This window comes from Burkholderia sp. SCN-KJ, assembly GCF_024656005.1.
In the GTDB taxonomy this organism is placed as follows: domain Bacteria; phylum Pseudomonadota; class Gammaproteobacteria; order Burkholderiales; family Burkholderiaceae; genus Burkholderia.
On sequence record NZ_JANKOG010000020.1, the window covers coordinates 1 to 15,567 of the forward strand.

11 protein-coding genes and 2 pseudogenes are annotated in these 15,567 nt (G+C 54.9%); 9 read left to right on the forward strand and 4 right to left on the reverse strand.

Annotated features, from left to right (window positions below; all coding sequences use genetic code 11):
• The 6 genes and pseudogenes from NQV17_RS27470 to NQV17_RS27495 form a co-directional block, all read left to right on the forward strand.
• The coding region (locus NQV17_RS27470) for a carboxymuconolactone decarboxylase family protein (RefSeq protein WP_374692758.1) at positions 1 to 180 on the forward strand (180 nt) is incomplete at its 5' end.
• A 151-nt stretch (positions 181 to 331) separates the two neighbouring features.
• Positions 332 to 974: pseudogene (locus tag NQV17_RS27475) on the forward strand (glutathione S-transferase).
• A 263-nt stretch (positions 975 to 1,237) separates the two neighbouring features.
• Complete coding sequence (locus NQV17_RS27480) at positions 1,238 to 1,687, forward strand: GNAT family N-acetyltransferase (protein WP_257774680.1); 450 nt, start codon at positions 1,238 to 1,240, stop codon at positions 1,685 to 1,687.
• 605 nt (positions 1,688 to 2,292) lie between these two features.
• Positions 2,293 to 2,568, forward strand: a complete 276-nt coding sequence (locus NQV17_RS27485; protein WP_257774681.1) for a hypothetical protein — start codon at positions 2,293 to 2,295, stop codon at positions 2,566 to 2,568.
• Between the two features lie 175 nt (positions 2,569 to 2,743).
• A complete protein-coding gene (locus NQV17_RS27490) occupies positions 2,744 to 3,280 on the forward strand; it encodes a YkgB family protein (protein WP_257774682.1) in 537 nt (178 codons plus the stop codon).
• A 1,020-nt stretch (positions 3,281 to 4,300) separates the two neighbouring features.
• On the forward strand, positions 4,301 to 4,876 hold the full coding sequence (locus NQV17_RS27495; RefSeq protein WP_257774785.1) for an acyloxyacyl hydrolase: 576 nt from the start codon (positions 4,301 to 4,303) through the stop codon (positions 4,874 to 4,876).
• A gap of 412 nt (positions 4,877 to 5,288) precedes the next feature.
• Here NQV17_RS27495 and NQV17_RS27500 read toward each other — a convergent pair.
• From NQV17_RS27500 to NQV17_RS27515, 4 genes and pseudogenes are all read right to left on the reverse strand, one after another.
• Positions 5,289 to 6,428, reverse strand: a pseudogene (locus NQV17_RS27500) (IS3 family transposase).
• 43 nt (positions 6,429 to 6,471) lie between these two features.
• The gene (locus tag NQV17_RS27505) at positions 6,472 to 6,828 is read right to left on the reverse strand and encodes a hypothetical protein (protein ID WP_257774683.1); all 357 of its coding nucleotides are present in this window, start codon (positions 6,826 to 6,828) and stop codon (positions 6,472 to 6,474) included.
• Between the two features lie 45 nt (positions 6,829 to 6,873).
• Entirely contained in the window at positions 6,874 to 10,026 is a 3,153-nt protein-coding gene (locus tag NQV17_RS27510) for an efflux RND transporter permease subunit (RefSeq protein ID WP_257774684.1), read from the reverse strand.
• A gap of 16 nt (positions 10,027 to 10,042) precedes the next feature.
• Positions 10,043 to 11,272: an efflux RND transporter periplasmic adaptor subunit gene (locus NQV17_RS27515; RefSeq protein ID WP_257774685.1), complete on the reverse strand. Its 1,230-nt coding sequence runs from the start codon at positions 11,270 to 11,272 to the stop codon at positions 10,043 to 10,045.
• An 857-nt stretch (positions 11,273 to 12,129) separates the two neighbouring features.
• On the opposite strand from NQV17_RS27515, the gene NQV17_RS27520 reads away from it, so the two are divergent.
• The 3 genes from NQV17_RS27520 (at position 12,130) to NQV17_RS27530 (ending at position 15,556) form a co-directional block, all read left to right on the forward strand.
• On the forward strand, positions 12,130 to 13,545 hold the full coding sequence (locus NQV17_RS27520) for a PLP-dependent aminotransferase family protein (RefSeq protein ID WP_257774686.1): 1,416 nt from the start codon (positions 12,130 to 12,132) through the stop codon (positions 13,543 to 13,545).
• 1,175 nt (positions 13,546 to 14,720) lie between these two features.
• Entirely contained in the window at positions 14,721 to 15,083 is a 363-nt protein-coding gene (locus NQV17_RS27525; protein WP_257774687.1) for a hypothetical protein, read from the forward strand.
• Positions 15,080 to 15,556: a hypothetical protein gene (locus NQV17_RS27530; RefSeq protein WP_257774688.1), complete on the forward strand. Its 477-nt coding sequence runs from the start codon at positions 15,080 to 15,082 to the stop codon at positions 15,554 to 15,556. Before NQV17_RS27525 ends, NQV17_RS27530 begins: the two co-directional genes overlap by 4 nt.
• Positions 15,557 to 15,567 lie beyond the last annotated feature (11 nt).

The following is a 15,567-nucleotide window of genomic DNA, read 5'->3' on the forward strand; positions in this document are numbered from 1 at the left end:
GAGGCCCGCGGTCAGGTCAGCGACGACGATCTGCAAGCTGTCCGTGACGCCGGCTATACGGACGCGAACGTAATCGAGATCGTCGCGCTGGTGGCCATGTACTCCCTGACGAACTTCTTCAATAACGTGTTCGATCCCGAGAAAGACTTTCCGCCCGTTACGCCGGCCGGTTCGATCTGAACTCGATGACGCGCGCATCGACCCTCTCCCAGGGTCCCAAACGGTGTCATTTGATGTGACCGTAGCACAGAAGCCCGGATGCACCCGGAAATGAGTCTCGGGATCGTGTCCGGGCTTCCTCGTTTGAACCGACAAATCTACGAGGACAGAAGTGACACTCAGTCATCCAATTGTGACGCCCTGGCCGATACAGCACCCCGATCGACTCCAGCATTTTTCGTTCCCAACGCCTAACGGAGTGAACATCGGCATAATGCTGGAGGAGACGGGTCTTCCCTATGAGTCGGACCGGGTCGACATCATCGCGAACAGGAATCATGATCCCGCGTCCTCACGCTCAACCCCAATGGCACGATTCCAGCGATCTAGGATCCCAATGGACCGAGCGACCAGCGCCTCGCGTTGCTCAAATCAGGAGCGATCCTGATCTATTTCGCTAACAAAATGGGGCAGTTGCTCTCGAGCAGTCCCAACACGTGCTATGAGACAATCCAGTGACTCACGTGGCAGATGGGCGGTGACGGACCGATGTTCGGCCAAGTCGTCTTCCTCAACAACTTCGCGGGAAAGAACATGAGGACAAGTGCCCGCTGAACCACTAAGCAACCGAATCAGTGCGACTACTTGATGTCCTCGACGGACAGCTCGAAGGCAGGAACCGGGTGATGGGTGCCGAATACAACAGCGCGGATATTTCGTCGCTCGACTGAGTGCGTAACCTGACCGGCTTTTACGAAGCGCACGAGCTAGTTGGCTCCCGCCGCTTTCTTCATGTGCGGACGTGGTTCGATTGAGGCCTCGCGTGTTCAGCAGTGCAGCGCGGGCTGGAAGTGACGGCGACATAGAAGAAGCCCAGTAGGACTAGGAGAGGAAAAACCCCAAGGTGTCGCCACAAGCCGCATAACGTCAGGTGCAGGAGATGGAAATCGCCCATGTTCACGCGCCAATAATGAGCGTAGTACTTACGCGGCGAGTATCGAACGCAATTGATGACGACGGGTTCTGGAACAAAAGCTAGCATTCAGACCATTGCCATCTTTTATCTCAGGAGTATTCGATGCAATCAGTCGAAGTCAAATCAATTGACAATAACGATTTCGAGATCTGGCATTCGTTGTGGAAAGACTATCAGCGCTTTTACAACGTGGATATCCCCGAATCCGTGACGCTCACGACCTGGCTACGCTTCATGGACCCATCCGAGCCGATGCATGCGGCGCTGGCCATCGCGGGAGAACAAGCATTGGGGCTGGTGCATTCGATCTATCATCGATCTACCTGGACGACGGGTGACTACTGCTATCTTCAAGACTTGTTTGTTGCGGACGACGCGCGTGGCCGCGGCGTCGGCCACGCGCTCATCGCACATGTTTATGCCGATGCGAGACGTCACGGGGCGTCCCGGGTGCATTGGCTGACACACGAGTCCAATCATAACGCCATGCGTCTCTACGGTGGCCTCGCTGATCGCCCGGGTTTCATCCACTACCGAAAGCTACTCCCCTGACGGCGACACGGATCCGTCCTCAAGACCTGGGCGACGCATCACTACATTACGGGATACCGGAAAGCTGGTTATAGATGATCGCCGTCGATATGCCAAGCCGGTTCGGAAATCCGCCGACGGCGCCCCGCACAGAAAAACCTTTACCAACTCATCCCCGGGACTAGCCCACGCGAAGCGTTCGATCATTTCAACCACTTGGCCGCATGGTGCCTGCAACCAAAATTCGTCCATCGTAAGATGCTCGAGCGTTTCAAGGTCCCGAAGGCAAATCGACCGGCCGGGCCATCTTCTGCGAATCATCCGCTTTACTAGAGGGCGAGTAATGCGCTTCGCTTTCGATGTGCAGCCTGGGTGAGACACTAGACGCGCCGGCGCGGAGTCAGCGCTTCGCCGCGCAAACGACTCACGACGCACTCACCGCACCCGCAAACACCTGTGCCTAAATCTCGACGAGACGAGTTGTGCGGACCATTACCGTAGACGAGCAACTGCTTGATTCATAATTTGATCCTTTTAGGCATCTTAATGAGAAGATATAGTCTCGAAGTCGGCATCCTTAAGGCATACAGTAGAGATTCCTAAACACCAGATGAAAGATTCACGCCATGAACTGCATCGCGATTCGCGCCATCAAGTTCGTCACTGGCGCCGCCACTGATATCTATGCGCGGCTCAAGAACATTGCCAGCGGGCCCGTACCGAACACATTCACCGCGTTGGGCCACTTCGCGCCTGCCTCTTTGGCCGCGCAGCTTAGCGCCGAAGGCGTATTGACGTCCGGTGGCCTGACCGAGATCTCGCTTGCCGTCGCGCTCACTGTTTTAACCAATATTTCCCAACGTATCAATGGCACCGTCGTCGACTTTCCGCCCGTAGAGTGAGTCGCCTCGGCGAGTCAGCGTGCCATTACATACCAAGATTTCGCACGATCGACCATAGATGTAACGTGCGCTCATTCTCGGGATTTCGAGCGCTGGTAACTGCTGTCGGTTCGGTCGCCAGCACATGAAATTACTCGCTAACCAGGACAGATATAACTTGAAGGAAAAATCCAAAATGAACAATCTCGCAAATCGGTTTCGCCTACAAATCGCTGAAAAGAGCTTCGGATCACTCTCCCTTCTGGCCTTGCTCAGATGGACACTGGTCATCATTTTTCTTTGGTTCGGTGGTATGAAATTCACCGCTTATGAAGCTAATGGCATCGCTCCGTTCATCATAAACAGTCCCATCATGAGTTGGTTGCACACGCTATTCGGAGTTCAAGGCGCAAGTGACGTTATAGGTGTACTCGAGTTGTCAACCGCAGTGGCCCTGATTCTCGGAGCTTTCCAGTCCATTTTCTCCGCATTGGGAGCGGTGATGTCGGCCACGACTTATCTGATCACGCTCACCTTCTTCTTGAGCACTCCCGGCGTCGGAGAAGCGATGACAGGCGGATTTCCGGCCATTACAGCGATGCCTGGCCAGTTTCTTCTTAAGGACCTTGTTTTGCTGGCTGCATCGCTTTCTCTCCTTCTGGCATCTGTCCGCAGCCCGCTCCCCGGCGGCCGGAGGTCAGGAGCCGGAGAAATGACGGAAAATCCTCGGTGAAGCTATAGGCCCTGCGCAAACTTCCCGACACGCCGGAGCTACCCCACAACGATCTTACCGTGTCCGAAAAAAGTAGTGTTCGCTTTCGCTAACCGGTTGTTAGACATCGAAAGAAATCTAGTTGAGCGAGCCGCGCGGGCCGTCGAACGCACACCTGCGCAGTTCGTCTTACGTGTTGGTTCGCGCGATCTGGCATATTCGTTGCCAAGTTCCCGAATCGTCATTGAGTGAAGGCTCGATGCCATCGAGCCGGCGCCTTCAGTGAGAGGTTAGATATCGTAGTCCGACAGAAAGTGAGCCTCGGATTCCCAAACCTTTACAGAAAACCCGAGATAATTATTCCACGTGAGTTCGATGCGGCGCGTGGACTCACGCAAACGTGGTGTCTATTTGCGTTTGCGTCGCATGTGAAGAACACAGGCAGGGGATTTCACACACCAATATGGTCGTTTCTGCGTGTAAACATATCAAAATTTTTTTCGAAAAATCGGAATATTCTAGCTATGCTGTCTACACCCGCTTTTGATTTCCGACCTGAAAGCGTCTTCCTTAAGGCCGAGTCGAGTCAGACTGCGTTGGAATATGCGACGCGTCATACTGACGCCTTCGCGACCGCACTCAATCGTGAGAAAATTGCGGATCCGCACCGTGACTCCAAAAATTCAAACACTAATCCACACTGAGCGTACGCCTCGGTGTGGCTCAGATTTTAAACAAGGCGTGTGCAGTTTCCTTACAGAAGCATAGGTCATGTGAAGCGCTTCGCGATGAGAATAGCAGTATGAAGGTAACCTGCCAACTGCTTCGCGGCGAATTTTCTATACGCACGTATAGTTGTGCCGAACTCTCCTACTACGTGTACTCGAGTACACTTGTTCCGTTACGGTCCGCAACAAAAACACGTTGTGTCAACATGTGCGTCGGAATCCGGGGGCGTCTCATCCGGTTCCGCGTGGACCCAATTTATAGCCAAATTGAGAACAAGTGAAAATTTTGAAAGGATTTCTCCGGTATCGTAATATGCGATCTCTGTCCGGTTTAACTTCCCGGTCACTTATTCGCATCGCCTATTTGACCGCGCTTTCATTTAGTGTACCCCGCGTCGCCTGCGCGGATCAGTTCGGTGTACAGGTCGCGGCCGGTACCTCGAACAATCACGATGTCCACGAAGATAAGGTGGACCTCGGCGGTGTGTGGGACCCCCACTGGTCGTGGTGGGCAATCGCGGGATGGCATTTCACCGCCGTGCTCGAGGGGCACGCCGTCTACTGGCATTCGAGCACGTCGGAAGTACACGACAACATTTTTGAATTTGGCGTAACGCCCGTCCTCCGCTTCATCAAAGGAAGTGGAGCAATTCGCCCTTACGTTGAAGCGGGAGTCGGCGTCCGATTGCTTTCGCACCCCTCATTTTCGAGCCGCTACACGATGTCCAGCGCTTTTCAGTTCGCCGACATGGTTGGCCTTGGTGCGAGCTTCGGTAGTCGACAACAGTATCAAGCTGGATTTCGCTTCCAGCATCTATCAAACGCCAGTATCAAGGAACCGAATCCAGGCATCGATTTTGAACAACTATATGTGCAATACAATTTCTAACGACTGAAGTCGCTATGGGACGAACGCGCTCCAACCAACGGCGAGCGAATACTAGGTGGTATAGCACAGTGTTGTCGATATTTTCCAACGAACCCAACCGCGCCCGACGACTGCCGCGTCCGTGGGGTCGTTCCAGCGCGAGCGTTCGCGGCAGTTGTCCAAGACGCGAATCCTCGGAATAAGCCTACGCACGCGAAGAATCAGAATATTGACAACGCGGACAATATATTACGTCTCTCAATCCGTCCCGAACAGTTCGACAGTGCTCCGCAATGCCTAGGTTAACGTATTTTCCAAGCGCCTCGTTATTCCCGGTTTCAAACTCACGCTTGACAGTCGCGCTGCTGACCTGCCCCCAACAAAAAGTGCCAATCGGAACCTAGTAACGTTCGTTTTTGAACGGTCACGGTTTTCAGCGCCAAAGGCAATGTTCGTCTTCGGCGTTTTGTTGGTCCGTCGGTTGGGCCTGCGGGCCCAACTGACGGACGTATTCAACATGCGGCACTTCACCGAGAGCCCTGTGAGGCCGACTCTCGTTGTATTCGACCCGCCATCGTTCGATCTGCTCGCTGGCGTCGGCCAGCGATGTGAACCAGTGCACGTTCAGGCATTCATTGCGTAGCGTGCCGTTGAACGACTCTACGAATGCGTTATCCGTTGGCTTGCCGGGCCGGCTGAAAGCAATCTCGACCTTGTGATGGTAAGCTCACAGGTCCATCACCTGACTCGTAAATTCCGAGCCGTTGTCACAAAACAGCGTGCGGGGCGCTCCGCGTTTGCTCCTCAATTCATCCAGTGCACGCACGACATCTGAAGCGCTCAGTCGCTGGCCAACATCGATGGCTAGTGCTTCGCGCGTAAAGACGTCGATGATGGTCAGCGCGCGGAACCTCTGGCCGTTCGAAAGCTGGTCGGCGATGAAGTCCGAACCCCACGCGCGATTTGTCGCCGTCGACCTTGCACGTGCCGGGGGGCTCATCTGTGCACGTCGCTTGCGATTTGGTCTGTAGCGCAGCGACAGCCCTTCCTCACGATACAGCGGTACAGCCGATTCTTGCTGACCTGATAGCTCTCCCGTGGCAGCAGCACGCGCATCTCGCGGTAACCATAGTGCACCCGGGTCGCCGCGATTTCACACATGCGCTGCCGCAACGCAGTCTGCGGGTCGCGGTGGCTGCGATACTGGTACACCGAGCGCGATATGGCCACCACGCGGCAAACGCGCCGCGCTGTTACTCCATAGGCAGACTTTAGATAATCCACGACGTGGCGCCTCGGCGAGGACTTCACCACTTTTTTTCAATACGTCGGTCAGCATCGCCCAGTCCAACGTCGGCTCCGCGACCACCTTCTTCAGTTGGGCGTTCTCGTCTTGAGGCTGCTTGAGCTGCCGCACCTGGTCCGTCCGCAAACCGGCATATACCTTCTTCCAGCGATAGAAGGTTTGCTCCGAAATGCCCACGTGACGAATCAGTTCCGCTACCGCCATGCCTGCTTCGGCCTGTTTCAACACCGCCACAATCTGTTCGACACTGAAGCGCTTGCGTTTCATCGTACGGCTCCTTTCATACTGAAAACGTCCGCCGAAACCCCGCTTACATCATGGCACTGTTTACCGCGGGCCGCTCACTACGGGCCCGCGTCGTGCGGAACCGCTCACGCTCAGCTTTGACGTTTAGAACAGCTAGCCGCAGATTGAAACTGTTCCCGAGGGCCAACTCAACAAGGCGCCGCATTCTCGGTTCGATAAAAGTTTCGGGTCGGTCGCCATCGCCCGCAGCACGTCCGTTCGCACAGCGGCTTCCGGCGCTGCCCGTCGCCGGTATTGCCCGCTCTCCGTCCATCGGAAATACGTTCGAGATCGATGCGACGGGACGCTGATACTCCAGGATCATTGTGCGGCCCGTCGCCATGACAGTCCCTGCGGCGGCACTGCGGATATGCGCTTTCATTTAAACTCTTCCTTGACTTTGCCGTTGTGATCTACGCGACGCCCACTATTCATACTCCCGCTCGGTCCTCATGGGCTCATCGATGACGGCCTCCTTACTATCAAACATCGTTCGCATCTTCACGTAGAACATCGGGATAAGAAATACCGCAAGAAAAGTCGCCGTTAACATTCCGCCAATCACCCCCGTCCCGATCGCATGCTGACTGGCCGAACCAGCCCCATTACTAATGGCAAGTGGAAATACCCCAAAGATGAACGCCAAGGATGTCATGATGATCGGGCGTAACCGTAGGCGCGCCGCCTCAAGCGCAGCGTCGACAGGACCCATGCCGTGTCTATCTTGCAGTTCTCGTGCGAATTCGACGATGAGAATCGCGTTTTTCGCTGACAGTCCGACGGTGGTCAAGAGACCGACCTGAAAGAACACGTCATTCTCCAAACCCCGGAGCGTGGTCGCGAGAAGCGCTCCAATCACACCGACCGGCACGACCATAATCACGGAGAACGGAATCGACCAGCTCTCGTATAGCGCCGCGAGACAGAGGAACACGACGAGAATCGATATGCCGTAAAAAATCGGTGCTTTCGAGCCCGACTGAACCTCCTGGAACGACAGTCCAGTCCATGAATGTCCGATGCCTGTTGGCAATTTCGCCGCTAAAGCTTCCATTTCGGCCATAGCCTGCCCGGTACTCTTTCCCGGAGCGGCCCGGCCCAAGATCTCAACCGACGACACACCGTTGTAACGCTCGAGCTTCGGTGAGCCATATGCCCAATGGCTATCAGCAAAAGTACTGAATGGCACCATCGTCCCCGCCTCATTGCGTACATACCACCTACTCAGGTCTTCCGGCGTCATTCTGAACGGTGCATCCGCCTGCACGTAGACCCGCTTAATTCGACCGTCGATGTCGAGGAAATTGTTCACATATTGTGAGGCCCACGCGATTGACAACGACTGGTCGATCGCGAATGGCGACACACCGAGTGCTTGCGCTTTCTCGCGATCGATATCAACTTGATAGGTTGAAGTATCGTTGAGGCCATTAGGCCGTACTAGTGAAAGTACCGGATCCTCGGAAGCCATGCTTAGGAGGTGATTGCGTGCGGCCATCAGAGCCTCGTGTCCGACTCCAGCGTTATCTGTTAGTTCGAAGTCGAACCCCGATGCGGTACCCAATTCACGTATCGCTGGAGGACTAAATGGGACCACTTTCGCGTCTTTGAATTTCGCGTAGTGGGTCGCCACACGCTGAATCAACATGTGAACGCTTTCATCTGAGCGTCGCCGCTGTGCGAAGTCCCGCAGTTTCACGAACGCAAGACCCGCATTCTGAGCCCGACCCGCGAAGCTGAATCCGTTTATCGTAAACACCGAGTCAACGCTGTTGTTCTCGTTTTTCATCAAGTAATCGTTTATGTCTACAAGTGTGCGCCCAGTTGTTTCCTTTGTCGAACCAGGCGGTGTTTCGACGATGACGAACATATACCCTTGATCCTCATCCGGAAGAAACGACTTCGGTAGCTCTATAAAAAGCAGTCCCACCCCAACAACGACCACTAAGTAGATTAGTATCCACCGCCCCGAGCGCCGGATGACGTGATGCACACCACTTTGATACTTAGCGCGACTCCGATCAAACGTTCGATTGAACCAGCCGAAGAATCCTCTCACCTCCGGTTCATACCCGCGCGGAATCGGCTTTAAGATCGTGGCGCATAGTGCCGGTGTCAAAATTAGCGCGACAAGCATCGACAACACCATTGCCGAGACAATAGTGACGGAAAACTCTCTATAGATCGCACCGACAGATCCACGCGATAGTGCAACCGGAACAAACACCGCGGAGAGCACGAGCGAGACACCGATCAACGCACCGCTGATTTGCCCCATCGCCTTGCGGGTCGCATCCCGTGGTGATAGCTCTTCTTCTATCATCACGCGCTCGACGTTCTCAACGACGACGATCGCATCGTCGACCAGCAAGCCAATCGCAAGCACGAGTCCAAACATCGACAGAACGTTGATCGAAATCCCAAGGACACCTGCGATACCGAGTGTCCCGAGCAGCACAACTGGCACAGCAATCGTTGGGATCAACGTCGCACGCAGGTTCTGCATGAACAGGTACATAACAAGGAACACGAGCACTATTCCCTCAACCAGTGTCTTGACGACTTCCTCGATAGATTTGTGCACGAATGGTGAACTATCGTAGGGATAATGGACCGCCAATCCGCGTGGGAATGATGCTGACAATTCACGCACTTTCGCCTGAATCGCTTTGACGGTCTGCAGCGCATTCGCACCCGGCGTGAGTTGAATGCCGAGTCCGGCGGAAGGTTGCCCCATGAAATTAGTATCGAAACCGTATGTCTCCGCACCCAGCTCAACTCTGGCGACGTCCTTCAACCGGACCTGTGAGCCATCCTGATTGACTCTCAACTGAATGTTGCGGAATTGCTCCGGCGTTCGAAAAAGTGTGGCCGCGGTAATTGTGGCTTGCAATACGGTGTTCGCGACCGCGGGTGCGCCGCCAATCTGTCCTGCCGCAATCTGAACGTTTTGACTTGCAATCGCATGAGTTACGTCTAAAGGCGTAAGCGAGTAGCTCATCAGCTTCGACGGATCGAGCCAGATCCGCATCGCATACTGTGAGCCCAGTAACCGTGTCTGTCCAACACCGTCGATCCGACTAATCGGATCAAGAACATGTGACGCGACATAGTCTGTTAAGTCTACGTAAGACATGCTCCCGTCATTTGATGTGAATGCGATCCATAACAGGTAGCTGCTGGTTGATTTCGTGACCTGCAAACCTAGCTGCTGCACAATCTGTGGCAGAAGCGGAGTCGCAAGAGATAGCTTATTTTGAACCTGAACCTGAGCAATGTCTGGATTAGTGCCGGGAGCGAACGTAACCGTAATAGTTGAACTTCCTGAGTCGTCACTATTTGACGACAAGTACAACAGATGATCGAGACCGTTCATTTGCTGCTCGACAACCTGGGTCACCGTACTTTCCACAGTTTTCGCAGAAGCACCCGGATAATTTGCCGTAATCTGTATCGCAGGCGGAGCAATCTGTGGATATTGTGCGACTGGCATCTCGACGATCGATGCCGCACCTGCAAGCATTAGAATGATCGCAATCACCCACGCGAAAATCGGGCGATCGATAAAGAACTTGGTCATTTGACAGTTATCCCACTCAAACGCCTAAGGCTGCTGGTTGCGAGGCGGACCCACCGGGTGAAAATCCGCGTCCGGAAACAAATCCCACGGGAGATCCGGATAATGTCGCCGCACTTGCCGACGGAACCGCCTGCACCATCATTCCGAGATGCACCTTTCCAATACCGCGTACGATCACTCGATCACCGGATTGCAATCCGCTGTCAACGATCCAACATGTGTCGAACATGCCAGTCATAGTCAGGGACCGCCCAAGCACGTTGCTATCAGGCCCAATTGCGAGCGCATTCACGTGCCCGTTTTGATCATGCGTTACACCGACCACTGGTACGGCAAACTCGTGCCCATCGACACCTTTCTCTATGCGCGCCTGCTCGAGCATGACCGGCAGCAGGATGTGATCGGAATTCTTGAACACCGCCCGTAACGTTATCGAGCCGGTAGAATGGTCCACGGTGGCGTCGGAAAATCGCGAGGCGCCTTGCGGCGAATAATCACGAGCGTCCCCAGGAATCCACGTGACTTTGACTGCACTCGAAACGCACGTCTTTAGGCGCGCTCTTTGAATCTTCCGACGATGCTTGAGTCCATCGAGGCTGGCCGGTGCGATACCGATATGGGCACGCTTAATCTTCCGAAGGTTATTCGTTAACGCTGACCGATTTACCTTAACATATGCATGTCGTGTATTCAGTGATATACCAGTTCTATCCGACACCGGAGCCGTCACGTCGGTATAGTAAAGATTAATTTGCGTCATCTCAGCTTTGGCCTTTCCAGCGGGAACGTTGACGGCGGCCACTCTCTTGGTGAAGACAGTATTTTCGTAATCCTGTTCACGATTCGCACTTTCCGTGACAAATACGTTATCGCACTTTGAAAAGTCATTTGTGGTAATAAGGTTGACTTTCATCTTAACTGGAGCAGCCTTCGCGATATCGCCCTTAGCTATGCAGGGACCCAGGTCGATCTTGTAAAAACGTTGACCGACTCTTACCTCGCTACCCTCGACAAAGTCACCCCTAAGTATGATGCCGTCCCCGCGCGCACTTGCCTGTGCGACCAGATATGCGCTTGTCCGTCCGGGCAGGTCGATGGAGATCGGCTCGGCCTGTGAATTTGCCGTGACGAAGCCAATCTCAGGTATTTGAGTATTTGAAGTAGATTCTTCTTTTCCGTGTGCTGGCGACGCAATGACAACGGCCGCGACCGAGGTTCCCAAATAAGCAGATGTCCTAAAGCGCATATGCAACATCTCGTCAAATCAATCATTTCATAAACAGCGGGGCCACACGAGCGTGACTCAAGCCGACTCAAACCTATCGTTTCCCAGAAGCAAAAGTAGTGATGCCGCGAACAAACAGACAAATCATGCAATGCAGCTTTCAGGGCAATCTTCAGACGGAGGCAAATGCACACTGTGTTGTTCTTTTCGGTGCTCGAAAGTCGGCTTCGAGCGGAGGCCGCGAGGTTCGCCTACATACCCGATCACGATGGGGAATACTGATCCCTTTGCGGACAACTGGATGCGTGAGGACGGCGTCGAATGCTCGCATCGGGTGAGGAACATCCGAGATACCCACCAAACCGCTTGCCTCGCAACGACCGATCAAGTGTCGATTCCACGGAAACGTCGCCATCCATGTCGGCGATCGTGTCTCCGTCGCCCAAGAACCAGAGACGATCGACAAGCGACTCGCCGACCACGTTGAGGAGACGACTGGCCTCAGCAATCTATCGGTCGCGCGGACGCATCCCAGTGGTTACCACCAGCCCATCAATCTATCCAAAGCGCCGATACGGGAGATCTTCCCCCTCGACCGACGACCCTTCAACCCGGCGACCTGCAACCCCAGCCTCACAGCGAGCACACGATCGCCGCACTGGCGGCTGCTAGAACTGCCCGATAACCGTCGCCTGCCCGTCGAGAGTCGCCCGCAGCCACCGCATGACAACATCGCAGGCGATACAATCCCGGTTGTCGTCGATATGACGCGAGGACGCCGAGGTCATAGCGATTTTCTTGTTACCGAGCGACCAGTCTAGGAGAATGATGGCCTACTCAATAGGGGCAAGAAATGTCTATCCGCGTGGGACATCGCCATGAACTTACCCGATTTGAAGTCACTCAGAGGTAAAGAATCGCCAATTTACCTGCAGCTGTATTGGCGATTTCGAGATGCCATTACCGCCGGCAAACTCGCTCCAGGTGAACGCGTACCCTCAATTCGAAGTTTGGCCAGCGAGCTGAACCTCGCACGCGGCACCGTCGAGGCGGCATATCAAATGTTGACCAGTGAGGGCTATCTGATAGCTCGGGGACCCGCAGGCACGGAAGTGTCACCGCAGCTAGAAGGGGGCATCGGCGCCACCATACCGATCGGGTCGACCGCACTTCACCGACCAAATCCGGTCAAGACATCCGCATTCAGGCCTTTGCAACTTGGCTTACCTGCACTGGACGCTTTCCCCCGGACAACATGGGTGCGCATCGCCGGGCGCAATTTACGCTCGATGAGCGTGGACGACATGGTCAACGCCGATCCAAATGGGTATGAGCCGCTGCGCCGAGCGATCGCCGCGTATCTGGCTGTTTCGCGCGGCATTGCCTGCACACCCGATCAAGTTTTCGTAACCGCCGGATATCGCGGAGCGCTGGAACTAATTCGGAGCACCTTGCTTCAGCCCGGTGATACCGGCTGGTTCGAGGACCCCGGCTATCTCCACGCTCGTCGGTTTCTGGAAGGCACCGGTGTCCGACTGGCGCCGGTGCCTGTGGACGACGACGGCCTAAACGTCGAAGCAGGCCTGCGACGAGCCGCGAACGCCCAGTTCGCAGTGGTTACTCCAACACATCAGAGTCCCTTAGGCGTCCCCATGTCGCTACCCCGAAGGAGAGCCTTGCTGGAATGGTCACAAGCTCAGCGCGCCTGGATCATAGAAGACGATTACGACAGCGAGTTCAGATACCACGGCCGCCCTCTACCCCCTCTGAAGAGTCTGGACCACGGAGGGCGCGTTCTATATGCCGGTACCTTCAGTAAGGTGCTATATCCGGGATTGCACCTAGCCTATCTGGTTGTTCCGGAACAGGAGATCGACAGGTTCCGGGACACGATGGCTCTGCTGAGCAGCAGCCCCGTCCTTTTTCAGGCCACGGTGGCGGATTTCATGGACCAAGGCCACTTTGCGCGCCACATAAAGAAAATGCGGTCACTTTATGCTACCCGGCGCAACTACCTGATTCAGGCCCTAGCTCAGGTGTTCGGTGGAGAGTTGCGCGTGCCCGACCGCGCGGGCGGCATCCATGTGCTCGCATACCTAAAATCAAAGTACAACGACAAGGCATTGGCGGCCGCGGCAAATAGCAATGGCCTAGCGGTCAGAGCCCTGAGTGAATGGTGCATACGCCGGCGATCCCCTGTCGGTCTTCTGATGGGTTTCGCGAATATTGCCACCCCTGAAGAAGCGTTGGATCAAGTCCTTCGGTTGCAAAAAATTCACAAAGATCTTTCCTGAGATAGCCAACGATCGATCCATATCTACACCATTGTCCTACGTCTGTCGAGCGCCCTCGAGATGATCAAAATTGCCCCCGTAGCCTCACATCACGGTTGATGAGTCGGTCCGGCGTCAGGACTCGCGGGGCGAGCGGAATCATGGCGCTCTATCTGGATGGCTTACGTTGTCGTGGTCCAAAGAAACGGCCAAACGCGAACAACCGTTACTCCATCATGCTTTCGCATGCACTATGCGTGTCCGACATACTGTCTCTTCATGAAAATGACGACTTCGTCATTCTGATTTCCGTCAGATTAGCGGACACATGTTGGCCTCTCAGAGCTTCTCAGGGTGGACGTCGTTAGTCGATCGCATCCGTTCAGAGATTTGGCGCTTGTGCAATCAAGGTTCGATTGAGATACCGCGGGACGAGGTACACAAAGCGCCGGTCAGATCCTCGGGAGTGACACTAAGCGAGTCTGCGAAGTACGGAATGACGATCGCCATCCCTTCCGTCCGCGGACATTCTATGTCTCAAGCACTTCGCTTCTAGTTGCAAACGGCCCGGTGCGCCAGTATATTTCGCCACCGCTGAACATATCGAGCGTTGGCTAAACGCGCGGCAATCCAAGCACCACTCAACTCAACATTAACGACCCGCGCCCGCGCCCGCGCCCGCGCCCGCGCCCATAATGATTTCACCGATGATCAAGCTTGAATGTGATGCTCACCGGTTCCGGCGAGTTGTAGACAGGTGACACGAGAATGAGTAGACCCGGATTGGTGTCGTGGTAAGCAGGTCCGTCCAGCGTTCCAATGGCTGTCTTCATCGTGTGAGAATTTAGGAACCCTCGGTTCAGACGCGTCACTTCCATAAGAGCATGGCCGCCACTTCGCGCTGTGACGACATCGGAGACTCCCGGTTAAAGCGCGTATGCAATATTCGTTACCGTGTAACGAATACGCGAAGCAGACAGATGAAGTACGATTGGATCTCCCTCGAACGCGTGTGGGCGTATCGTTACATTGGAACAGGTAATCTCTTCTTCGCGACCGCGATACCCCGATTAAGTTTTTTCGTGGCGCTTCTGCCGCTTCGTCCGGCGCATGGCTGAGAAACGTGGCGTAACATACTTGGCCTCATGGCGCTATTCAGGAGACCATCGATGTAGTATCACTTCGATGCAATTGTCATGGGTACACGGCAAGGCAGCCCGCCGCTTTCCGTACGCTTCAGCGAGAGCGTGCGGAAACCCGGCGTCATAGAACGCAGCGCGTTGGCGGAAGCTGAGAAAACGCTGGTTGCACAGCCGTTGAAAATTATTATGCGATCGGACGTGCGTCGCACGTCCCGTACCGACTGCTGTGTGCTCATAAGTGGTCATGTGTCAGTCAATCTCTCGGATGTGAAAACATACAAAAATGACGGCATTGCCGGTTCACGAGCTGGCGTCGAACAAAGGCTGCTCAATTCGGACAACGTGGCTATTTTCGCCAATCGTGCGCATTTCACTGGTCCGCACACCATCGGTATCCCGGGTAGTAATGGCTGGTGACGGACGAACTTCGCGGGAAAGAGATTTTCATCGATCTGGGCGCGCACGCGTTGGTTCCGGATGTCGACGGCATCGAGCTGATTCGCTGCTACAACAACTCGACTCGGTTCCGATCGGGCAGCACTCTCGGAGCATCTGGTGATCATCGGCAGAAGCTCTATTGCGCCGGAACGCGCGCAATTTTCCTCCGCTTTGGTAGCAATCTGACCGTGTTCGCCCGAGGCGAAGGTTTGCCGAATCGCCAAGACGGCGATGGTAGTCAGGCGCCGCAAGAGGTTCTGACACGCGCGGGTGCGAGATTCATCGTTAGTGCGGAATCCTCGAGTTTTGAACCGTTCGCTGCAGGAGGAGGCCGCGTGGGAATCGCTTTCGCTGACCTGATGCGTGCAGCGCTCGATGCAACGCGCATGCGGTCTGCCACGAGCTTGAGACGATCTGGACCCGTCCGTTGCCGGAATCACGGTCAGTTATGACGGACTCCTTC

What these genes read in the sequence shown, in the direction of transcription:
- NQV17_RS27480 (WP_257774680.1), top strand. Translation starts at nt 1,238, where the DNA reads ATGCAATCAGTCGAAGTCAAATCAATTGACAATAACGATTTCGAGATC.
- NQV17_RS27485 (WP_257774681.1), top strand. Translation starts at nt 2,293, where the DNA reads ATGAACTGCATCGCGATTCGCGCCATCAAGTTCGTCACTGGCGCCGCC.
- NQV17_RS27490 (WP_257774682.1), top strand. Translation starts at nt 2,744, where the DNA reads ATGAACAATCTCGCAAATCGGTTTCGCCTACAAATCGCTGAAAAGAGC.
- NQV17_RS27495 (WP_257774785.1), top strand. Translation starts at nt 4,301, where the DNA reads ATGCGATCTCTGTCCGGTTTAACTTCCCGGTCACTTATTCGCATCGCC.
- NQV17_RS27505 (WP_257774683.1), bottom strand. Translation starts at nt 6,828, where the DNA reads ATGAAAGCGCATATCCGCAGTGCCGCCGCAGGGACTGTCATGGCGACG.
- NQV17_RS27510 (WP_257774684.1), bottom strand. Translation starts at nt 10,026, where the DNA reads ATGACCAAGTTCTTTATCGATCGCCCGATTTTCGCGTGGGTGATTGCG.
- NQV17_RS27515 (WP_257774685.1), bottom strand. Translation starts at nt 11,272, where the DNA reads ATGCGCTTTAGGACATCTGCTTATTTGGGAACCTCGGTCGCGGCCGTT.
- NQV17_RS27520 (WP_257774686.1), top strand. Translation starts at nt 12,130, where the DNA reads ATGAACTTACCCGATTTGAAGTCACTCAGAGGTAAAGAATCGCCAATT.
- NQV17_RS27525 (WP_257774687.1), top strand. Translation starts at nt 14,721, where the DNA reads ATGGGTACACGGCAAGGCAGCCCGCCGCTTTCCGTACGCTTCAGCGAG.